Origin of the sequence: Pseudoxanthomonas sp. LjRoot125 (assembly GCF_964252705.1) — a bacterium.
GTDB lineage: Bacteria > Pseudomonadota > Gammaproteobacteria > Xanthomonadales > Xanthomonadaceae > Pseudoxanthomonas_A.
On record NZ_CAXUOY020000002.1, the window covers coordinates 214,280 to 233,182 of the forward strand.

The 18,903-nt window shown below is 67.4% G+C and carries 23 protein-coding genes; 19 read left to right on the forward strand and 4 right to left on the reverse strand.

The features are described from left to right. The first annotated feature begins 2 nt into the window (after positions 1-2). Positions 3-473, forward strand: coding sequence for a chemotaxis protein CheW (locus tag ACSION_RS16515; protein WP_093487567.1), 471 nt, complete (start codon positions 3-5; stop codon positions 471-473). 100 nt (positions 474-573) lie between these two features. Here ACSION_RS16515 and ACSION_RS16520 read toward each other — a convergent pair whose 3' ends face one another. Both ACSION_RS16520 and bioA read right to left on the reverse strand, forming a co-directional pair. Then, a complete protein-coding gene (locus tag ACSION_RS16520) occupies positions 574-1,305 on the reverse strand; it encodes a 16S rRNA (uracil(1498)-N(3))-methyltransferase (protein ID WP_435306885.1) in 732 nt (243 codons plus the stop codon). Then, the gene (gene bioA / locus ACSION_RS16525; RefSeq protein WP_435306886.1) at positions 1,296-2,669 is read right to left on the reverse strand and encodes an adenosylmethionine--8-amino-7-oxononanoate transaminase; all 1,374 of its coding nucleotides are present in this window, start codon (positions 2,667-2,669) and stop codon (positions 1,296-1,298) included. Before bioA ends, ACSION_RS16520 begins: the two co-directional genes overlap by 10 nt. 101 nt (positions 2,670-2,770) lie before the next feature. Between bioA and nudE the strand changes: the two genes are divergently transcribed. The 6 genes from nudE to ACSION_RS16555 are packed head-to-tail and all read left to right on the forward strand — an operon-like array spanning position 2,771 to position 6,175. Then, positions 2,771-3,319 (forward strand): ADP compounds hydrolase NudE, encoded by a 549-nt coding sequence (gene nudE / locus ACSION_RS16530; protein ID WP_435306887.1) that lies wholly within the window; start codon positions 2,771-2,773, stop codon positions 3,317-3,319. Continuing rightward, positions 3,316-4,152: a 3'(2'),5'-bisphosphate nucleotidase CysQ gene (cysQ, locus tag ACSION_RS16535; protein WP_435306888.1), complete on the forward strand. Its 837-nt coding sequence runs from the start codon at positions 3,316-3,318 to the stop codon at positions 4,150-4,152. The genes nudE and cysQ overlap by 4 nt, the downstream gene beginning before the upstream one ends. After that, complete coding sequence (mazG, locus tag ACSION_RS16540) at positions 4,136-4,957, forward strand: nucleoside triphosphate pyrophosphohydrolase (RefSeq protein ID WP_435306889.1); 822 nt, start codon at positions 4,136-4,138, stop codon at positions 4,955-4,957. Before cysQ ends, mazG begins: the two co-directional genes overlap by 17 nt. 25 nt (positions 4,958-4,982) lie before the next feature. Beyond that, the gene (locus ACSION_RS16545) at positions 4,983-5,306 is read left to right on the forward strand and encodes a YnfA family protein (protein ID WP_435306890.1); all 324 of its coding nucleotides are present in this window, start codon (positions 4,983-4,985) and stop codon (positions 5,304-5,306) included. 16 nt (positions 5,307-5,322) lie between these two features. Further along, positions 5,323-5,625, forward strand: a complete 303-nt coding sequence (locus ACSION_RS16550) for an Mpo1-like protein (RefSeq protein ID WP_435306891.1) — start codon at positions 5,323-5,325, stop codon at positions 5,623-5,625. 7 nt (positions 5,626-5,632) lie between these two features. After that, a complete protein-coding gene (locus tag ACSION_RS16555) occupies positions 5,633-6,175 on the forward strand; it encodes a hypothetical protein (protein ID WP_435306892.1) in 543 nt (180 codons plus the stop codon). Positions 6,176-6,191: 16 nt separating this feature from the next. Here ACSION_RS16555 and ACSION_RS16560 read toward each other — a convergent pair whose 3' ends face one another. Next, positions 6,192-6,530, reverse strand: a complete 339-nt coding sequence (locus ACSION_RS16560) for a DMT family protein (protein ID WP_056879701.1) — start codon at positions 6,528-6,530, stop codon at positions 6,192-6,194. Positions 6,531-6,660: 130 nt separating this feature from the next. Between ACSION_RS16560 and ACSION_RS16565 the strand changes: the two genes are divergently transcribed. From ACSION_RS16565 to ACSION_RS16605, 9 genes are all read left to right on the forward strand, one after another. Further along, the gene (locus tag ACSION_RS16565) at positions 6,661-7,362 is read left to right on the forward strand and encodes a response regulator transcription factor (RefSeq protein WP_056879702.1); all 702 of its coding nucleotides are present in this window, start codon (positions 6,661-6,663) and stop codon (positions 7,360-7,362) included. Positions 7,363-7,413: 51 nt separating this feature from the next. Next, on the forward strand, positions 7,414-8,685 hold the full coding sequence (locus tag ACSION_RS16570; RefSeq protein ID WP_435306893.1) for a sensor histidine kinase: 1,272 nt from the start codon (positions 7,414-7,416) through the stop codon (positions 8,683-8,685). Positions 8,686-8,781: 96 nt separating this feature from the next. Then, entirely contained in the window at positions 8,782-10,320 is a 1,539-nt protein-coding gene (locus tag ACSION_RS16575) for an efflux RND transporter periplasmic adaptor subunit (RefSeq protein WP_435306894.1), read from the forward strand. Continuing rightward, positions 10,317-11,048 (forward strand): ABC transporter ATP-binding protein, encoded by a 732-nt coding sequence (locus ACSION_RS16580; RefSeq protein WP_435306895.1) that lies wholly within the window; start codon positions 10,317-10,319, stop codon positions 11,046-11,048. Before ACSION_RS16575 ends, ACSION_RS16580 begins: the two co-directional genes overlap by 4 nt. Further along, positions 11,045-12,286, forward strand: a complete 1,242-nt coding sequence (locus ACSION_RS16585) for an ABC transporter permease (protein WP_435306896.1) — start codon at positions 11,045-11,047, stop codon at positions 12,284-12,286. Before ACSION_RS16580 ends, ACSION_RS16585 begins: the two co-directional genes overlap by 4 nt. A 45-nt stretch (positions 12,287-12,331) precedes the next feature. Continuing rightward, positions 12,332-13,288 (forward strand): isoaspartyl peptidase/L-asparaginase family protein, encoded by a 957-nt coding sequence (locus ACSION_RS16590; RefSeq protein WP_435306897.1) that lies wholly within the window; start codon positions 12,332-12,334, stop codon positions 13,286-13,288. After that, positions 13,289-13,984 (forward strand): RNA polymerase sigma factor, encoded by a 696-nt coding sequence (locus ACSION_RS16595; RefSeq protein ID WP_435306898.1) that lies wholly within the window; start codon positions 13,289-13,291, stop codon positions 13,982-13,984. After that, positions 13,981-14,358 carry a VOC family protein gene (locus ACSION_RS16600; RefSeq protein ID WP_435306899.1) on the forward strand — a complete coding sequence of 126 codons (378 nt, stop codon included), beginning with the start codon at positions 13,981-13,983 and terminating at the stop codon, positions 14,356-14,358. Before ACSION_RS16595 ends, ACSION_RS16600 begins: the two co-directional genes overlap by 4 nt. A 204-nt stretch (positions 14,359-14,562) precedes the next feature. After that, the gene (locus ACSION_RS16605) at positions 14,563-15,936 is read left to right on the forward strand and encodes a S8 family serine peptidase (RefSeq protein ID WP_435306900.1); all 1,374 of its coding nucleotides are present in this window, start codon (positions 14,563-14,565) and stop codon (positions 15,934-15,936) included. A 63-nt stretch (positions 15,937-15,999) separates the two neighbouring features. Here the strand turns inward: ACSION_RS16605 and ACSION_RS16610 are convergent, their stop codons facing one another. Then, complete coding sequence (locus tag ACSION_RS16610; protein WP_435306984.1) at positions 16,000-16,680, reverse strand: SGNH/GDSL hydrolase family protein; 681 nt, start codon at positions 16,678-16,680, stop codon at positions 16,000-16,002. A gap of 272 nt (positions 16,681-16,952) precedes the next feature. On the opposite strand from ACSION_RS16610, the gene ACSION_RS16615 reads away from it, so the two are divergent. The 3 genes from ACSION_RS16615 to ACSION_RS16625 all read left to right on the forward strand — a co-directional run bounded on the left by ACSION_RS16615 (position 16,953) and on the right by ACSION_RS16625 (position 18,897). Next, positions 16,953-17,333 carry a diacylglycerol kinase gene (locus ACSION_RS16615; protein ID WP_296282749.1) on the forward strand — a complete coding sequence of 127 codons (381 nt, stop codon included), beginning with the start codon at positions 16,953-16,955 and terminating at the stop codon, positions 17,331-17,333. A 29-nt stretch (positions 17,334-17,362) separates the two neighbouring features. Continuing rightward, positions 17,363-18,097 carry a TerC family protein gene (locus tag ACSION_RS16620; protein ID WP_435306901.1) on the forward strand — a complete coding sequence of 245 codons (735 nt, stop codon included), beginning with the start codon at positions 17,363-17,365 and terminating at the stop codon, positions 18,095-18,097. A 158-nt stretch (positions 18,098-18,255) separates the two neighbouring features. Beyond that, positions 18,256-18,897, forward strand: coding sequence for a LemA family protein (locus ACSION_RS16625; protein ID WP_435306902.1), 642 nt, complete (start codon positions 18,256-18,258; stop codon positions 18,895-18,897). Positions 18,898-18,903 lie beyond the last annotated feature (6 nt).

Below are 18,903 nucleotides of genomic sequence, written 5' to 3' on the forward strand. Positions count from 1 at the left end.
CGATGGCCCATTCCAACGACGAAATCCGCGGCGTCCTGATCCAGGCGGGCGAGTACCGCTTGCTGTTGCCGAACGCGACGGTCGCCGAAGTGTTGACGCGCGCGCCGGTCGAACCGATCGAGGGCATGCCGGACTGGCTGCCCGGCCGGATCGATTGGCACGGTTGGTCCGTGCCGCTGGTGGCCTTCGGCCGCCTGAGCGGCAATCCGAACGACCCGGTCGCACTCAACAGCAAGATCGTGGTGCTGAAGGCGTTGAGCGGCGACAAGGATCGCCCTTATTTCGCCTTGCTGACACCCTCGTTCCCGCGCTTGGTCTCGGTGCCGCGCGATGGCCTGCTGGCGGACGCGACGGAAGAGGATCTGCCGGTCGGCGTGAAGGTCCGCGTGCTGCTCGGTGATGAAGCCGCCGTGCTGCCGGATCTGGAAATCGTGGAAACGATGATCGGCGACGCACTGGCCAACGCGGCCTGACGCACTGCCCGCGTAGGGTGGGCCTTGGCCCACCTTTACTCGATCCAACGGCCGGTATTCCGGCCTACCCGATCCCGCTCGCGGCGGACGGGTGCTTGCGTTAAAGGTCGCCGAACCGCGATTGCAATGCCGCGATAGCCGCCAATCCGGCGGTTTCGGTGCGCAGGATGCGCGGCCCCAATCGCAACCCGATGAAGCCGGCCGCCGACAGGATCTCGCGGTCGCGAGGCGACCAGCCACCCTCCGGACCGATCGCCACCACCACCGCGCCTGTTGCGATCTGCACCGTCGCCAGCGATACCTCGCCCGTGGGGTCCAAGGTCAAGCGCACCGCGTCACCTTCGAGGCCGCGTGCCGCGTCGTTGAGCGCCGTCGGTGCTGCCAACGCAGGCAGTCGCGCGCGTCCGCTTTGTTCGCAGGCGGACGCGATGACGCTGCGCCAGTGCGTCACGCGCTTCTCGGCGCGTTCGGCATCCAGCTTTACTTCGGTGCGTTCGGCGACGACTGGGATGACCGCGGCGACGCCGAGCTCGGTCGCCTTCTGCAAGATCAGGTCCATCTTCTCGCCGCGCGCGATGCCCTGCAGCAGCGTGACGTGCAGCGGTGATTCGGTATCCACTGCGCGCGAACCCTGGAGTTCGACGACGACCTCGCGCTTGCTGATCGCTTCGATGCGGGCGTCGTAGTCGTTGCCGTCGCCGTTGAACAGCACGCAGGCGTCGCCTTCGCGCAGGCGCAGCACGCGAGCGAGGTGGTTGGCGTTCGCGTCCGGGAGGGCGATGCGCGTGCCGGAGCGCAGCGGCAGATCCACATAACAGCGGGTCAGGCGCATGCGGTGGCCTCGTCGATAGCCTGGAGGGTGACGTCGGCGAGCTGCTGCAGGTCGTCGGGTTCCACGCAATACGGCGGCATCCAATACAGCACGTCGCCCAACGGGCGTAGCACCACGCCGCGTTCGAGTGCGGCACGGTAAGCCTTCAGGCCAACGCGCGCGGCCGTGGGGAAGGGCGTGGCCTTGTCGCCGTCGCGGGTGAGCTCGAAGGCCAGCACCATCCCCGCCTGGCGCACGTCGGCGACGTTGCGGTGCCGTGCCAGCGGCTCGGCCAGCGCGGTCATCGCGCGCGCTGTCGCGCGGTTGCGCGCGAGGATGTCGTCGTCGCGGAAGATATCCAATGAGGCAAGCGCGGCCGCGCACGCCAACGGATTGCCCGTGTAGCTGTGCGAGTGGAGAAACGCGCGCTCGCGCGAGTCGTCCAGGAAGCCGTCGTAGATCGCCTGCGTCGCCAGCACGGCCGCCAGCGGCATGAAACCGCCCGTTAGGCCCTTCGACAGGCACATCAGATCGGGCATCACGCCACTCTGCTCGCTGGCGAACAACGTGCCCGTGCGGCCGAAGCCGACCGCGATCTCGTCGGCGATCAGGAACGCACCGCTCGCATCGCAGAGTTCGCGTACCCGCGCCAGGTAATCGGGATGGTGCATGCGCATGCCGCCCGCGCATTGCACGCGCGGCTCGACGATGACCGCGCAGATCTCGCCGGCGTGCTGGTCCAGCAACGCCGCCAGGGCATCGGCGGCACGCGCGGCGCAGTCTGCGGGTGATTCGCCGTCGCGGGCCAGGTAGGCGTCGGGCGAGGGCGCGAACACGGCCTCGGTGAGCAGCGGTGCATATACGCGGCGGTAGAGCGGGATATCGCCCACCGCGAGTGCGCCGAGGGTTTCGCCGTGGTAGCCGTTTTCCAGTGCGATGAACTTGGTGCGCCGGTGGTCGCCACGGTTGTGGAACCAGTGGAAGGCCATCTTCAGCGCCACTTCGACACCGGCCGAGCCGTTGTCGGCGTAGAACACCTTCGCCAGCGGCGCGCGGTCCGGCTGGCGCGGGGCGAGGGCCAACAGGCGCTCGGCCAGTTCCACCGCCGGCGCATGGGTGAAGCCGGCCAGCATCACCTGCTCCAGTGCGCCGGCCTGGGCGGCGATGGCGGCCCCGATGCGCGGCTCGGCATGGCCGAACAGGTTCGTCCACCAACTGCTGACGGCGTCCAGGTAGCGCGTGCCGTCGTGGCCGACCAGCCAGGCCCCTTCGCCGCGTGCGATCGGCACCAGCGGCAAGGTGTGCGGGTGTTCACGCATCTGGGTGCAGGGGTGCCATACCACCGACAGGTCGCGGGCACGCCATTCGTCGGGCTCTGTTAGCATGCTGGCTTGATGATCCGTTTGTCGCATCCCCCCATGATATCGGCCCCCGCCCCCTGCCGTCGCCGCGCCCTGCGCGCCTGGCGTGGACGCCGTTTCCCCGCATGAGCCGCCTGCCGATCATCCACGGGATCACCCAGCGCACCGACGGGCCGGACCGCCATGTCGAAGAGCTGGACCTGGAGTTCAGCAATGGCGAACGCCGTCGCTATCACCGGTTGCGTTCGCAGGGCCACGGCGCCGTGGTCGTGGTGCCGATGCGCGATGACGACACCGTGCTGCTCGTGCGCGAATACGCGGCCGGCATGCACCGCTATGAACTGGGCCTGGTGAAAGGCCGCATCGACGCGGGGGAAACGCCGGAGCAGGCGGCCGACCGTGAACTGAAGGAAGAAGCCGGCTTCGGCGCGCGACGTCTCGACGTGCTGCGCAGCCTGACCCTGGCGCCCACTTACATGAGCCACCAGTCCTGGCTGGTGGTGGCAAGAGACCTGTACCCCGAGCGCCTGCCGGGGGATGAACCCGAGGAGTTGGAAGTAGTGCCCTGGAAGTTGCAAGACCTCGACCAGCTGATGCTGCGCGAGGATTTTTCGGAAGGTCGTTCGCTGGCGGCTCTGTTCATCGCCCGCGAATGGTTGAAAGAGCGGACATGAGCCGCATGACCGCAGACCTGCACGAAGCCGTCATCGTCATCGCCCGCGAAGCGGGCCAGGCCATCATGGCCGTGTACGAAGGCGCCTTCGACGTGCAGCACAAGAACGACGACAGCCCGCTGACCGCCGCCGACATGGCCGCGCATCGCGTCATCACCGATGGCCTGCGCCGGCTGACGCCGCAGTGGCCGGTACTGTCGGAAGAAGCGTCGGACATCCCGTGGGCCGAGCGTAGCCAATGGCCGACGTACTGGCTGGTGGATCCGCTGGACGGCACGCGCGAGTTCATCAAGCGCAATGGCGAGTTCACCGTCAACATCGCGCTGATCGAACAGAACGAACCGATCTTCGGCGTGGTGCATGCGCCGGTGACCGGTGAGACCTGGCATGCGCGCCAGGGCCGCAACGCCTATCGCCGCGTCGGCGACGTGGACACGCAGATCCGCACGCGTTCGCCCGCCACCGCGCCGCTGAAGGTCGCCGCCAGCCGCTCGCACCGCGATGCGCGCACGCAGGCCTTCCTCGACGCCATGGGCGGCATCGAGGAAATGTCGCTGGGGTCGTCGCTGAAGTTCTGCCGCATCGCCGAAGGCACGCTGGATGTCTATCCGCGCTTCGGTCCGACCAGCGAGTGGGATACCGCTGCCGCGCAATGCGTGCTGGAAGCCGCGGGCGGCGCGCTGTTGGCGCCGGACGGCCGTGCGTTCCGCTACAACCGCCGCGAGACGCTGCTCAACGGCGACTTCGTCGCGATGGGCGACATGACGCTGCCGTGGCGCACATGGTTGGCCAGTGCGCTCGGGGACGAGCATGGACATGTCCTCAGCGCCTGAAGCGGGCATCGCGCGGCTGCTGGCCATCATGGCCCGCCTGCGCGATCCCGACGGGGGCTGCCCGTGGGACCTGGAGCAGGATTTCTCGACGATCGCGCCGTACACGGTCGAAGAGGCCTACGAAGTCGCCGATGCGATCGACCGAGGCGACCTGCCCGCGCTGAAAGATGAGCTCGGCGACCTGCTGCTGCAGGTCGTCTTCCATGCGCAGATGGCGCGGGAGCAGGGCGCTTTCGCGTTCGACGATGTCGTCACCGCCATCTGCGACAAGATGGTGCGCCGGCACCCCCACGTGTTCGGCGACGCCTCGTTCGCCGATGCCGAGGCGCAGACCGTCAACTGGGAAGCCATCAAGGCCGCCGAGCGCAAGGCCGCTGGCGAAGAAGATGCGTCCGCACTGGCCGGCGTGTCGCGCGGACTGCCGGAATGGCAGCGCGCGGTGAAGCTGCAGTCGCGTGCGGCGCGCGTGGGCTTCGACTGGCCCGGCACCGCGCCGGTGATCGACAAGCTGCACGAAGAGATCGACGAAGTCCGTGTCGAGCTCGCCGCGGCGCCGTCGCCGGAACGCGATGCGCGGCTGGAAGACGAGATCGGCGACCTGCTGTTCGTCGCCGCGAACCTGGCGCGCCACGCGAAGGTGGACGTGGGCGGCGCATTGCGCCGGGCCAACCTGAAATTCGAGCGCCGCTTCCGCGCCATGGAAGCGATCGCCGCCGCGGAAGGCACCACCATGTCCGCCCTGGACCTGGATGCGCAGGAAGCATTGTGGACGCGGGTGAAGGCAACGGAGCGGAACCCGGCGTGACCCGCGCCTGCGGTAGGCTTGCCGCATGAAGACCCTGCTGCTGTTCCTCGTCACCGCGCTGGCCGAGATCGTCGGCTGCTACCTGCCGTACCTGTGGCTGCGGAAGGGCGGGAGCGCCTGGCTGATGGTGCCGGCCGCGGCGAGCCTGGCGCTGTTCGCCTGGTTGCTGACGTTGCACCCCACGGCCTCGGGCCGCGTCTACGCCGCCTATGGCGGCGTCTACATCACGATGGCGATCTTCTGGCTGTGGGCGGTGGACGCAGTGAAACCCACGCGCTGGGACCTGCTGGGCGCCGGCTTGTGCCTGGCCGGCATGGCGGTGATCATGTTCTCGCCACGCGCCGCCTGACCCTGTGGGAGGGGACATGAGCCGCTTCGCCAGTTTCCGCGAGTTCTATCCGTTCTATCTCAACGAGCACAGCAATCGCACGTCGCGACGCCTGCATTTCATCGGCAGCTGCGGCGTATTGGCCCTGCTGGCGTGGGCCATCGTCGAACGCAACGCGTGGTGGCTGCTCGCCGCGTTGTTCTGCGGCTACGGCTTCGCCTGGATCGGCCACTTCTTCTTCGAGAAGAACCGGCCCGCGACCTTCAAGCATCCGTTCTATTCCTTCGCCGGCGACTGGGTGATGTTCAAGGACATCCTCACCGGCAAGATCCGGTTCTGACCGGCACATGAGCCGCGTGGCCCGGCATACCGTCCACGCAGTGGCATTGCTGGTCGGCTTGCCGTTGGCCGGACTGTTCGCGTACGACCTGGTGGCGGTCAGGCCGCACGTAGCCGAAATCGAGGCCCTGCTTACGGAGGCGGAGCCGCTCGACGCATCGCCTCCGAAGCTCGTCCGCGATCTCATCGATGCGGGCGTGAGTTCGCCGGAGGCCTACGGTGCGCGTCTGGCGATGTCGCACGTGGATAGCGAGGCGGGACGAGGATCCCTGCGCCGGCATGCACGTGAACTGCTGTGGCGGATACTGCTCCCGCTGCATCTGGAAGATGGCGCGATGTACGGCCTCATCGCATCCCGGACCTACAACGGTATCGATCACGGTCTGACGGCATTCGCCCGCCGCGAACATGGCAAATCCCTCGATGCTTTGTCGCCCCTCGAAGCGGCGCGCACGGTCGCTGTCATCCAAGGTTCCTATGTGCTACGGGACAGAGGGCGGCTGGAGGCGCGTGCGGCGTGGTTGCTGACGCGCTCTGGACACGCCCGTTGAACCCGGGCGACGCCCCTTACTCGTAGAACATCAGGAAGGCCGCGCCCACGATCAGGGCGAAGGCGGCGTAGTGGTTCCACTTCAGGGGCTGGCCCAGGTACCAGGTGCTGAAGCCGGCGAAGACCAGCAGGGTCAGGATCTCCTGGATGGTCTTCAGCTGGACCACCGAGTACACCGCGCTGCCCATCCGGTTGGCCGGCACCATCAGGGTGTACTCGAAGAAGGCGATGCCCCAACTGGCCAGGATCACCACGAACAGTGGCGACGACTTGTACTTCAGGTGCCCGTACCAGGCGAACGTCATGAAGACGTTGGAGGCCAGCAGCAGGAACAGGGGCAGGACGCGTTCGATCATGGCGGGGCGGTCTGGGGAAGGATGGCGAAGCCTAATCCCAACTGCCGGCTGAATGCAGCGGCCATCTTCACATGACGTCTACCCGCGCCCGGGTAGTTTCACAAACCTGAAGCTTTTAGAAGGAGCCGTCATGCGACACAGTCAGGAAACCGCAGGTCTCGTGCTGGTGGTGGAAGACAACCGCAACATCTCCGAGATGATCGGGGAGTACCTGGAAGGGCGCGGATTCGAGGTCGACTACGCCACCGACGGACTGGACGGTTACCGCCTGGCCGTGGAAAACAGCTACGACGTGCTCGTCCTGGACCTCATGCTGCCGCGCCTGGACGGCATGGAAGTCTGCAAGCGCCTTCGCAACGAAGCGCGCAAGTCCACGCCGGTGCTGATGCTGACCGCGCGCGACACACTCGACGACAAGCTCACCGGCCTCAGCTCCGGTGCCGACGACTATCTGACCAAGCCTTTCGCGATCCAGGAACTGGAAGCCCGCCTGCGGGCCCTGATCCGCCGCGAGCGCCGCCAAGTCGGTGCCGAGGTGCTGAAGGTCGCCGACCTGGTGCTGGACCCTGTCAGCATGCGCGCCACCCGCGGGGGCACCGAGCTGATGCTGTCGCCCATCGGCCTGCGCCTGCTGACGATCCTGATGCGCGAGTCGCCGCGTGTGGTGACCCGCCAGGAAATCGAGCGCGAGATCTGGGGCAACGGGCTGCCGGATTCGGACACGCTGCGCAGCCACCTGTACAACCTGCGCAAGGTCATCGACAAGCCGTTCGACAAGCCGCTGCTGCACACCGTGCAGAGCGCGGGCTACCGCATCGCCGACATCGGCTGACCCCGGGCGTCGGCGCGCGGCATACTCCGCCCTTCGCCCGACGACACGCCGATGCGCCACGGACTGCCCCGCAAGCTCAGGATCGCCTTCATCCTGCAGGCCGTCATGGTCAGCCTGGCCATCGTGCTGGGCGTGTACCTGATCTCTGCGGTGATCAAGCACAGCCTGATGAACACCGCGCTGCAGGAAGAGGCCACCCATTTCTGGGAGCTATACAGCGCGTCCACCGCGCAGCCGCCACCGAACACCCACAACCTCCGCGGCTATCTGGTACTCAAGGGCCACTCCAACCTGGTACTGCCGGAGAACCTGCGCGAGCTGAAGCCCGGATTCCACGAGCTCAAGGCCGACGACCTGCTGGTGCTGGTGGACGAGCAGCCCGCCGGCCGGCTCTACCTCGTGTTCCTGCGCTCGCAGGCCGAGCGGCTGGCGTTCTACTTCGGCACCGTGCCGATCATCATGACGCTGGTGGCGATCTACCTGGTCTCGTGGCTGACCTACCGGGCGTCCAAACGGCTGGTTTCACCGGTCAGCTGGCTGGCGCGTCAGGTCGCCGAATGGGATCCGCGCCGTCCCGATGTCAGCGGCCTGGCCCCGGACCGCTTGCCCAACGACGTGCAGGGCGAGGCCCGCCAGCTGGCCTCCGCCCTGCATGGCCTGGCCCAGCGCGTCACGGCGCACATCGCGCGCGAGCGCGACTTCACCCGTGACGCCAGCCACGAGCTGCGCACGCCGTTGACGGTGATCCGCGTGGCCACCGACATGGGCATGGCCGAGGACGCCCCGCCGAGGGTGGCGAGGGCGCTGCAACGCATCCAGCGCGCCGGCCGCGACATGGAAGCGGTGATCGACGCCTTCCTCATCCTCGCCCGCGAAGCCGAGGTCGAACCGCAGAGCGAGGACTTCGACGTGGCGGACATCGTCATGGACGAGGCCGAGAACGCACGCGCGCTGTTGCTCAACAAGCCGGTGGACCTGGAAGTGACCCTGCACGCCCGCCCGCGCCTGCACGCGCCGCCGCGGGTGTTCCAGGTGGTGGTCAGCAACCTGCTGCGCAACGCTTGCGCGTACACGGACCGGGGCCGGATCGACGTGATCCTCGAGCCGGACCGGGTGATCGTGCGCGATACCGGCATCGGCATGTCGGCCGAATCGATGGTCCGGGTCTTCGAGCCCTTCTACCGTGCCGATCCCAACCGTCCCCACGGCAGCGGGCTTGGCCTGTCCATCGTCAGCCGCCTGTGCGACCGGTTCGGCTGGAAGATCGAGCTCGACAGCGAGCTGGGACGCGGAACTACAGCGACGATCCGCTTCGTTCCGTAATCTATACGGGAACTGACGGGTGCCCGGGGCTGTCAACGCCGCGGCCCCTGGCGCGTTCCCCTTCCCGATTCCCCACCTTCCGAGCCGACTCACTGCATGAGCCAGCCTGCACGTTCCTCCCTCCGCAAGAAGTCCATCGTCCCCAACGTCCTGCTAGGCATTGCCGTGCTCGCCCTCCTCGGCGGCGGCGCCTGGTGGTGGACCAGCCGCAAGGGCGATACCGCGGAGAGCGCCTACCGCACCGCCACCGTCGAGCGCGGCGACATCCGTGTGGCCATTTCCGCCACCGGCACGCTCAGTGCGATCTCCACCGTCACCGTCGGCAGCCAGATCTCCGGCCAGGTGACCGACGTGCTGGTCGACTACAACAGCGAGGTCAAGAAGGGCGAGGTACTCGCGCGTATCGACCCCAGCACCTACGAGGCGCAGATCGCGCAGGGCAATGCGCAGATCGCCAACGCGCAGGCCAACCTCAAGCAGTCGCAGGCCACCCTGGCCAACGCCGAACTCGACTACAGCCGCAAGGCCGACCTGGGCAAGCAAAAGCTGGTCGCGCAGAGCGACGTGGACCTGGCCCGCGCAGCCCGCGACCAGGCCCGCGCGCAGGTCAATGCGGCGCAGGCCTCGATCCGCCAGCAGACCGCCTCGACCCAGACGACCCGCGTCAACCTGGACCGCACGGTGATCCGCTCGCCGGTGGACGGCGTGGTGCTGACGCGCTCCATCGAGCCCGGGCAGACCGTTGCCGCGAGCCTGCAGGCGCCGGAGCTGTTCACCATCGCCGAAGACCTCTCGAAGATGAAGATCGAGCTGGCCGTCGACGAAGCCGACATCGGCCAGGTCAAGGTGGGCCAGAGCGTGTCCTTCACCGTCGATGCCTTTGCCGACCGCCAGTTCCGCGGCGAAGTGCAGCAAGTGCGGCTCTCGGCAACCACCACGAACAACGTGGTGACCTATCCGGTCGTCGTCAGCGTGGACAACACCGACGGCACGTTGCTGCCCGGCTTGACCGTCAACGCCGAGATCGAGGTCAGCAAGCGCGACAACATCCTGAAGATCTCCAACGCCGCGTTGCGCTACAAGCCGACCGGCGAGGAGGCGAACGCCGCCGCCGCAGCCACGCAGGCGCCGCAGGCCGGACAGAACCGCGGCAGTGGCGTCAGCGATGACCTGGTGCGCGTGGCCGGCAGCCTGCAGCTCAAGCCCGAGCAGCAGGCCGCCTTCGATAGCGCGCTGGCGGCACTCCGCGAACGCCAGGCCGCACGCATGGCGCAAGCGCAGCAGCGAGGCGGTGCCAGCATGTTCGGCGGCGGTCCGGGTGGCGGTCCGCGCGCGGGCGGCAACACCGGTGGCGGAGGTGCCATGCAGGCGCAGATCCGCCAGCGCATGGCCGAACGCATGCAGCAGGACTTCGCGCCGTTCCGAAACACGCTCGACGATGCGCAGCAGCAGCGTTGGGATGGCGAATTGCGCACGCTGCTCGGCGCCAAGCGCGCGCCGATCTACAAGCTGGTCGATGGCAAACCGGAGATGGTGCAGCTCCGCATCGGCGCCAGCGACGGCACCAGCACCGAGGTATCCGGCGGCGTGAAGGAAGGCGACGTCGTGGTCGTGGGCGAGCGCGCGAAGGAATGAGCACGTCGTCCCCGACCACCGGCGAGCGCGTACCGGTCATCCAGACGCACACGCTGGGCAAGGTCTATTCCGCGGGTACCGAGGCGGAAGTGGTCGCGCTCAGGGGCGTTGACATGCGCGTGGACCGCGGCGACTTCGTCGCGATCATGGGCCCGTCCGGCTCGGGCAAGTCGACCCTGATGAACCTGATCGGCTGCCTGGACACGCCCACCGACGGCCGCTACCTGTGCGATGGCATCGACGTGGCCACGCTCGATGCCGAACAGCTGGCGGTCCTGCGCCGCGAGAAGATCGGTTTCGTGTTCCAGGGCTTCCACCTGCTGCCGCGGATGACCGCGCTGGAGAACGTCGCGATGCCGCTGGGCTACGCGCAGATACCGCCTGGCGAGCGCACCGAACGTGCCCGGCAGGCGCTGGCCGCGGTCGGCCTGGCCGAGCGTGCGGGCCATCGTCCGAACGAGCTGTCGGGCGGCCAGCAGCAGCGCGTGGCGATCGCGCGCGCGCTGATCAATCAGCCGCCGATCCTGCTGGCCGACGAGCCCACCGGCGCGCTCGACAGCAAGACCGGTGAGGAGATCCTCTCGCTGTTCAAGCGCCTGCGCGATGACGGCCACACGGTCATCCTGATCACCCACGACGCCGAAGTCGCCGCGCACGCCGACCGCATCCTGGTGATGCGCGACGGCGAGCTGCACGAAGACCTCGAACACGCAGGAGGCCGTCCATGAAGTTCTCCGACATCCTGCGCACCGCGCTGCACGCGTTGCGCGGCAACTGGATGCGCAGTGCACTGACCTCGCTCGGCGTGATCATCGGCATCGCGGCCGTGATCGTGATGGTGTCGGTGGGGCAGGGCACGCAGGCCGAGATCGATAAGCTGGTCTCCGGCCTCGGCTCGCAGCGGCTGGACATCAGCCCCGGTGCCGGCCGTGGCCCCGGCGGTGGCGGCGTGCGCATGAGCTCGAGCAGCTTCTTCACCCTCAAGGAGGGCGACGTCGACGCGATCCGCAACGAGATCCCGGAAGTGCAGTACGTCGCCGGCGCACTGCGCGGCAACACGCAAGTGGTGTTCGCCGAGAACAACGCCTCCACCAGCTGGCAGGGCGTGCAGGCCGATTTCTTCGACATCAATAGCTGGGTGATCGCCAACGGCGAAGGTTTCGACGCGCAGGACTATTCCAGCGCCGGCAAGGTGGTGATCCTCGGCGAAACCGTGCGTCGCACGCTGTTCGGCGAAGACAGCGGCGTGGGCCAGACCGTGCGCCTGGGGCGTGTGCCGTTCACGGTGGTCGCCACGTTGGCGCCCAAGGGCCAGGGTGGCTTCGGCCAGGACCAGGACGACGTGATCATGGTGCCCTTGGAAACCGCGCGCCGCCGACTGATGGGCTCGATGGGCCTGCCGCCGGGTGCGGTGATGCAGGTGGCGCTGACCGTTTCGGACGCGAAGGACCTGAGCTACGTGCAGGGCGAAGTGGAAGCGCTGCTGCGCCAGCGGCACAAGATCAATCCGGGTGAAGAGGACGACTTCAACGTCCGCAACATCTCGGAGATCGTGGCCACGCGCACCGCGACGACCAAGCTGATGTCGTTGCTGCTGGGCGCGGTGGCGACCATCTCGCTGATCGTCGGCGGCATCGGCATCATGAACATCATGCTGGTGTCGGTGACCGAGCGCATCCGCGAGATCGGGTTGCGGATGGCGGTGGGCGCGGGACCGAGCGACGTGCGACGGCAGTTCCTCGCCGAAGCCATGCTGCTGTCGCTGGGCGGCGGCGTACTGGGTATCGTCATCGGCATCGTCGGTGCGTTGCTGGTCGGCAAGTTCAGCGAGCTGCCGGTGGCGTTGAATGGACAAGTCATCGGCTTGGCCGCCGGGTTCTCGATCGCAACAGGCTTGTTCTTCGGCTACTACCCGGCGCGCAAGGCCTCGCAGCTGGACCCGATCGAAGCGCTCCGTTCGCAGTAGCGCGGAGTATGCTGGCGCCATCGGGTCCCGCACACCGGAGGCGCCATGAGCACGCAATCCCCGCGCAGGCCGCTCGCGCTGGCTATCCATGGCGGGGCGGGCGTGATCGACATGGCGACGCTGGGCGAAGCGACTGCGCAACGCATCCATGCGGACCTGGAGCGGGCGCTCGATGCCGGCCACGCGGTGTTGACCTCCGGCGGGAGCGCGCTGGACGCCGTGGAGGCGACCGTCTGCGTTCTGGAAGATGCGCCCTATTTCAATGCAGGGCATGGTGCGGTGTTCACCGCCGACGGTCGCCATGAACTCGATGCGTCGATCATGGACGGCCATCACCGGCGCGCCGGCGCGGTGGCGGGCGTGTCCAGCGTGCGCAATCCGGTGCGGCTCGCACGGCGCGTGCTCGAGGATTCTCCGCACGTCTTCCTGGTGGGGGACGGCGCGGAACAGTTCGCCGATCTGCACCCGGAAATCGAGCGCGTGCCGAACGACTGGTTCTCCACCGAAGCGCGCCGCCTGCAGTTGCTGGAGGCGCAGCGGCAGGAACAACAGACCTGGCAAGCCAACCAGGACCTGCGCGGACGCTATTTCGGCACGGTGGGCGCGGTCGCGCTCGACAGTCGCGGTCATCTCGCCGCGGCCACCTCGACAGGCGGCATGACGAACAAGCGCTGGGGGCGCGTCGGGGATTCGCCGCTGATCGGCGCGGGTACCTGGGCCGATGCGCAGTGCGCCGTGTCCTGCACGGGATGGGGCGAGTACTACATCCGCAACGTCGTCGCCCATGACATCGCCGCGCGCGTGCGGTACCGCGGCGACCGCCTGCGCGATGCCGCCGAGGATGTGGTGCTGGGCGAAGTCCCCGCGCATGGCGGCGACGGTGGCGTGATCGCACTCGACCGCGACGGCAACGTGGTGCTGGTCCTCAGTACGCGTGGGATGTACCGCGGTTGGATCCGTCCCGACGGCAGCCGCGGCACGGCCATCCATCGGGACGACTGAGTGCCGGCGGCGACGGAACAGGATGCGGACAAGCCGCTGACGCTGGCTGCTTATCGCCAGTTGCGTGCACAGGCGCTGCGCCTGTGCCGGCGGGTGGAGGATGCGGAGGACCTTGTCCAGGAAACGCTGCTTGCGGCGTGCGTCGCGGGTCGGCACGACCTGCCTTGGCTGTCGGGCGTACTGAGGCGGCAGGCCGCACTGGCTGCGCGCAGCGGTGTGCGCCGACGCGCGCGGGAGGCTGTCGTCGCACTCCAGGACGAAACGCATGGCGACGCAGCGATTCCGGAAAAACGGCACGAGCCGCCTCCCGCCTGGCTGGCCACGCTACCCCCGTCGGCGCGCCGTCTCGCGCTGCTCGCGCTGCACGGCCTGTCGACAGACGAGATCCGCTGGATCCTGCGCATCGAACCCACCGCCTTCCGCCAGCGCCTGACCCGTATCCGGCGCGCGCTGGCCGAACAAACCCCGCAGATGCGCTCGGAAAGTCTGGCGCTGGCCTACCTGCGCGATCCGGCACGCGCCGTCGACCTGCAGTTCGGACTGGTCCGCCGGGCGTTGAAGGCGGCCATGCGCGCCGGCGACGGCCTCGGAACGCACGATCCCGACGGACATCTGGTCCTGATCGATGCGCGTGCTCACACATCGGATCTCCGCGGCAACGAAAGAAAGGGAACCACACAGGAGGAAATCCCATGATCAGTAACTGCAAGGTGGGCGCCATCGTATTCTTCGTTTCCGACCTCGCCCGGTCGGTCGATTTCTATCGCGACACGCTCGGCCTGCCCGTGCAGGTCGTGGACGGCCACGACGGCCCGTTCGCCGTCGGTGACGTGGGCGACTTGAGCCTGGTGTTCATCCCGCGGCCCGCGCGCGCGGGCGAATCGCCCGTGGTCGTCTTCAGCCTCGACGGCGGCATCGACGACCATGCCGAAGCCTTGGCGGCGAAAGGCGTGGAAATCGTGGTGCCGGTGAGCGAGTCGCCGGATGGCGGACTGTCGCTGGATTTCCTCGATCCGGACGGCAACGTATTGAGCCTGCACCAGCCGGAAGGCGCGTCGCGCAGGCGCTGAATCTCGTCGCCATCCGTGCCGCATCGCAACGGAAAGAGCCGTTGCGATGCGAGTCATTCTCATGGCTACCGGTGCCATCGGGGCGATCTTTCGCGTGGCGAAAATGTGAGTCAAATTGGATTTCTAGAACCGAAATTACAAGCTAGATTCGACCCACTGCGCCATTAGGCGCGGCAACCACAACACTCGGAGTCGGATCGGTTTATGAAGAAGAGTCGCATGGCGGTATGGGTGGGATTGACGCTTGTGGCAATGGGGGCGGCGCAGGCGGCCAGCGCGGGCGGCAGGCCCGACCTGGTGATCAAGGGCCTGAAGGAAGGCAAGCCCCACGCCAGTGGCGAGTTGCTCGTGAAGTATCGCGATGGCGCGGTATCGGCCGACCGTGATGCGGTGGTCCATGGCCTGGGTGCGCAGAAGCTGGACACGGTGCGTCGTGGCAACGGCCGCAGCGGCGAGATCGCGCTGCTGAAGCTGCCGGGCAACGTCGACCTGTCTGCCGCCGTGCAGGCATTGAGCGCCGATCCGGCCGTGGAATACGCCGAGCCGAACTGGACCTACCAGCACAACGCGGTGTCCAACGACACCTATTCCACCAACGGTTCGCTGTGGGGCATGTATGGCGATGCGGGCACCCCCGCGAACGTCTATGGCTCGCAGGCATCCGAAGCGTGGGCCGCGGGCCACACCAGCTGCGGCAACGTCGTCGTTGGCGTGATCGACGAGGGCATCTACTACACGCACGAAGACCTGGCCGCCAACATCTGGACCAATCCCTACGACCCGGTCGATGGCGTCGACAACGACGGCAACGGTTACGTCGACGACGTGCGCGGTTGGGATTTCGACGGCAATACCAACGACATCAACTCCGGTGGCGCGAATGACGATCACGGCACGCATGTGTCCGGCACGATCGCCGGCGTGGGCGGCAACGGCAAGGGCGTGGCCGGCGTCTGCTGGAGCGGCGTGAAGCTGATCAGCGGCAAGTTCCTGGGCCGTCGTGGCGGCAGCACCGCGAACGCCGTCAAGGCGCTGGACTACTTCACCGACCTCAAGACGCGTCATGGCCTGAACCTGGTCGCGACCAACAACTCGTGGGGCGGTGGTGGCTACTCGCAGGCGCTCAGCGATGCGATCGATCGCGCCGGCCAGGCGGAGATCCTGACGATCGTGGCCGCCGGCAACGACAGCGTCAATTGCGAAGGCAACACATCAGGTGCGTGCTATCCGGCGTCGTATCCCAACGCGAGCATCATTTCGGTGGCGGCGCTGCGCTCCACCGGTGCGCTGGTTTACAACTATGGCGCGACCACCGTGGACCTGGGCGCGCCCGGCTACGGCATCTGGTCGACGGTGCCGACCTCGTCGAAGGGCAAGATCGTGTCCGGTTACGCCAGCTACAGCGGCACCTCGATGGCGACGCCTCACGTCACCGGCGCGGCCGCACTGTATGCGTCCACGCGTCCGGGTTCGACCGCGGCCCAGATCAAGGCGGCGATCCTCGGCGCCACCGTGCCGACGCCGTCGCTGCAGGGCAAGACGGTCACCGGCGGACGCCTCAACGTCAGCGGTTTCTGACGGAACATCCGCGTGTAACGAAGAAGCCCGGCATCGCCGGGCTTCTTTTTTGCGCGGACGCGGTTACTTCAGGTAGGGCGCGATCACGCGCTGCCAGGTGACGTAGCCGGCACGGTTCATGTGCAGGCGATCTTCGATGAACAAGGATTCGTCCGGCTGGCCGCTGGCGTCCAGCATGGGCGTGAAGATGTCGATGTAGTCCACGCCAAGTCGCTTGGCTTCCGCTGCGATCAACGTGTTCGCCTCGCGCTGTACGGACAGCAATTGCGCGCGCGACGGGCTGGGCTTGTTGCTGATGTATGCGATCTTCGCCTTGGGCAGGTCGCGGCGCACGCGTTCGACGAACGCGATGAAGTCCGCATGCAGTTGCCGTGGCGTGCGGCCCGAATTGAGGTCGTTGTCGCCGGCATAGATCAGGATCTGCCGCGGCGCGTACGGGACGAGGATGCGGTCGGCGTACCACGTGCTGTCGCGCAGCTCGGAACCGCCGAAGCCGCGGTTGATCACCGGCACGCCCGGGAAGTCCTGCGCCAGCGTGTCCCAGAAGCGGATCGACGAGCTGCCGATGAACAGCACGCCCCCGCGAGGCGGCGGCGACTGCGCGTCGGCGGCCTCGAAGCGCTGCATGTCGGCTTCCCAGGCCGGGTTCGAGACCTGTTCCGGGATGCGCGGTGCCGCCTTGGTGGCCGTGGGTGTCGCCGCGGCGGGCGTCGTGGGGGGGGCGCCGGCACAGGCGGCTAGCAGGGCGATCAGCGCGGCGGCGATCAGAGGCAGGCGGACGAAACTCAGGAATGGCACGAGGGGAGGGCTCCTTGGACGCGGACGGACCCTAGTGGACCAGCCCGTTCCCGGGGATGCAAACCGGTGGCGAGGCGGCCGGAGATCGCCTTGTGGCAAAATTGGCCCCTTGGGCGCGATGAATGCGCCGGCTCCACCCACACGTCCCTCTGCTGGATCCGGCTTCGGCCCGACCGGCAAGGGCCGATGCGGGACCCCTTTCCGCCTCTACCCGCCCCATGGCAGACGAAACCGGACACTTCCCGCGCGGCCCCGGCCGCATCCTGAAAGCCACCGTCTGGTCCCTGCAGGGCCTGCGCGCGGCGTGGATGCATGAATCCTCGTTCCGCCTCGAGGTCTACCTGCTGGTGGTGATGGCGCCCTTGGCGCTGTGGCTGGGCGAAACCGGCCTGGAACGCGCGGTGATGATCGGCAGCTGCCTGCTGGTGCTGGCGGCCGAGCTGCTGAACTCCGCGGTCGAAGCGGTGATCGAGCGCTATGGTCCCGAACACCACGAGCTGGCCGGCCGGGCCAAGGACATGGGCTCCGCCGCCGTGTTCGTGCTGATGATGAATGTACTGCTGTGCTGGGCGCTGATCCTCGCGCCGCGCTACCTCTGAACTCCTGATCTGAACCTAGGTACCCCCCGATGATGGAATTGCTTACCGATCCGCAGGTGTGGATCACGCTGGTCACGTTGAGTGCGATCGAGATCGTGCTGGGCATCGACAACCTGGTCTTCATCTCCATCGCGGTCAGCAAGCTGCCGCCGCACCAGCGCGAAGTGGCGCGCAAGTTCGGCATCGCGGTGGCGTGCATCACCCGCATCCTGCTGTTGTTGACCCTGGCCTGGCTGGCCGGCCTGACCGCCGACCTCTTCACGCTGTTCGGCCAGGGCATCTCGGTGCGCGACCTGGTGCTGATCCTCGGTGGCGTGTTCCTGCTGGTGAAGGGCACCAAGGAAATCCTGGAACTGGTCAAGGGCGAGCCCGATTCGGAAGACGTGCATACGCGTCCGGCCGCATCGTTCGCCGGCGTGATCGCGCAGATCGCGGTGATCGACATCGTGTTCTCGCTCGACTCGGTGATCGCGGCCGTGGGCATGGCCAACCACACCCCGGTGATGGTGGCGGCGATCCTGTTGGCCGTGGCGGTGATGCTGCTGGCGGCGCGTCCGCTGGGCCAGTTCATCGACAACAACCCGACCATCAAGATGCTGGCGCTGGCCTTCATCGTGGCGGTGGGCGCCTACCTGCTGCTGGATGGCTTCGAGCTGCACATCCCGAAGGGCTACCTGTACGGCGCGATGGGTTTCTCGGCCTTGGTCGAGTGCCTCAACCTGTGGGCGAAGAAGCGCGCCAACCAGCGCATGCTGCGCGAGTAACGCCGCATTCCCGCCTCATGTTGCAAAGGGCTCCCTCGGGAGCCCTTTCTTTTTCACGGAAGCCTAACGAAGCGCTGCATGCGTGACCGGAGCGCCTGCTTGCGCCGCCATGGGCAAGGTGCTGCAATCGGTTCGTCCGCCCTAGGGAGTGTCGTGCCATGCGCCAGGTGTCGCGTCTGTGGTTGCTCGTCGTGCTGATCGCGCTGTTGTCCGGCTGCGGTTACAACGCCATCCAGCAGAAGGACGAGGCGGTGAAAGCCGGCTGGTCGGAAGTCCTGAACCAGTACAAGCGCCGCGCCGACCTGATCCCCAACCTGGTCAAGACCGTGCAGGGCTACGCGCAGCAGGAACGCCAGGTACTGACCGACGTGACCAACGCGCGCGCGCGGGTGGGGCAGATCCAGGTGAACGCCGACGATGCGGCCTCGCTGGCGCAATTCCAGCAGGCGCAAACGGAATTGGGTGGCGCGCTGTCGCGCCTGCTGATGGTGACCGAGAACTATCCGAACCTGAAATCCGACCAGTCCTTCCGCGACCTGCAGGCGCAACTCGAAGGCACGGAAAATCGCATCACCGTCGCACGCGGTCGCTACATCCAGACGGTGCAGGACTACAACACCTACATCCGCCAGTTCCCGCAGGTGATCACCGCCAAGATCACCGGCGCCAAGGAGAAGCCGAACTTCACCGTCGAAAACGAGGCCGCGATTTCCGAAGCGCCGGCCGTCGATTTCGGCACCCCGCCACCGGCCGCACCGCAGGCGCCCACACCGCCGCCGCCGCCGTCGCCTGGCAACTGAGTTACG

Coding starts and splice junctions, on each gene's coding strand:
- ACSION_RS16545 (WP_435306890.1), top strand. CDS start 4,983: ATGAAGACCCTGCTGCTGTTCCTCGTCACCGCGCTGGCCGAGATCGTC.
- nudE (WP_435306887.1), top strand. CDS start 2,771: ATGAGCCGCCTGCCGATCATCCACGGGATCACCCAGCGCACCGACGGG.
- ACSION_RS16550 (WP_435306891.1), top strand. CDS start 5,323: ATGAGCCGCTTCGCCAGTTTCCGCGAGTTCTATCCGTTCTATCTCAAC.
- ACSION_RS16520 (WP_435306885.1), bottom strand. CDS start 1,305: ATGCGCCTGACCCGCTGTTATGTGGATCTGCCGCTGCGCTCCGGCACG.
- ACSION_RS16625 (WP_435306902.1), top strand. CDS start 18,256: ATGCGCCAGGTGTCGCGTCTGTGGTTGCTCGTCGTGCTGATCGCGCTG.
- ACSION_RS16555 (WP_435306892.1), top strand. CDS start 5,633: ATGAGCCGCGTGGCCCGGCATACCGTCCACGCAGTGGCATTGCTGGTC.
- mazG (WP_435306889.1), top strand. CDS start 4,136: ATGTCCTCAGCGCCTGAAGCGGGCATCGCGCGGCTGCTGGCCATCATG.
- ACSION_RS16590 (WP_435306897.1), top strand. CDS start 12,332: ATGAGCACGCAATCCCCGCGCAGGCCGCTCGCGCTGGCTATCCATGGC.
- ACSION_RS16620 (WP_435306901.1), top strand. CDS start 17,363: ATGATGGAATTGCTTACCGATCCGCAGGTGTGGATCACGCTGGTCACG.
- ACSION_RS16515 (WP_093487567.1), top strand. CDS start 3: ATGGCCCATTCCAACGACGAAATCCGCGGCGTCCTGATCCAGGCGGGC.
- ACSION_RS16605 (WP_435306900.1), top strand. CDS start 14,563: ATGAAGAAGAGTCGCATGGCGGTATGGGTGGGATTGACGCTTGTGGCA.
- ACSION_RS16615 (WP_296282749.1), top strand. CDS start 16,953: ATGGCAGACGAAACCGGACACTTCCCGCGCGGCCCCGGCCGCATCCTG.
- ACSION_RS16585 (WP_435306896.1), top strand. CDS start 11,045: ATGAAGTTCTCCGACATCCTGCGCACCGCGCTGCACGCGTTGCGCGGC.
- ACSION_RS16580 (WP_435306895.1), top strand. CDS start 10,317: ATGAGCACGTCGTCCCCGACCACCGGCGAGCGCGTACCGGTCATCCAG.
- ACSION_RS16570 (WP_435306893.1), top strand. CDS start 7,414: ATGCGCCACGGACTGCCCCGCAAGCTCAGGATCGCCTTCATCCTGCAG.
- ACSION_RS16565 (WP_056879702.1), top strand. CDS start 6,661: ATGCGACACAGTCAGGAAACCGCAGGTCTCGTGCTGGTGGTGGAAGAC.
- ACSION_RS16600 (WP_435306899.1), top strand. CDS start 13,981: ATGATCAGTAACTGCAAGGTGGGCGCCATCGTATTCTTCGTTTCCGAC.
- ACSION_RS16575 (WP_435306894.1), top strand. CDS start 8,782: ATGAGCCAGCCTGCACGTTCCTCCCTCCGCAAGAAGTCCATCGTCCCC.
- cysQ (WP_435306888.1), top strand. CDS start 3,316: ATGAGCCGCATGACCGCAGACCTGCACGAAGCCGTCATCGTCATCGCC.
- bioA (WP_435306886.1), bottom strand. CDS start 2,669: ATGCTAACAGAGCCCGACGAATGGCGTGCCCGCGACCTGTCGGTGGTA.
- ACSION_RS16560 (WP_056879701.1), bottom strand. CDS start 6,530: ATGATCGAACGCGTCCTGCCCCTGTTCCTGCTGCTGGCCTCCAACGTC.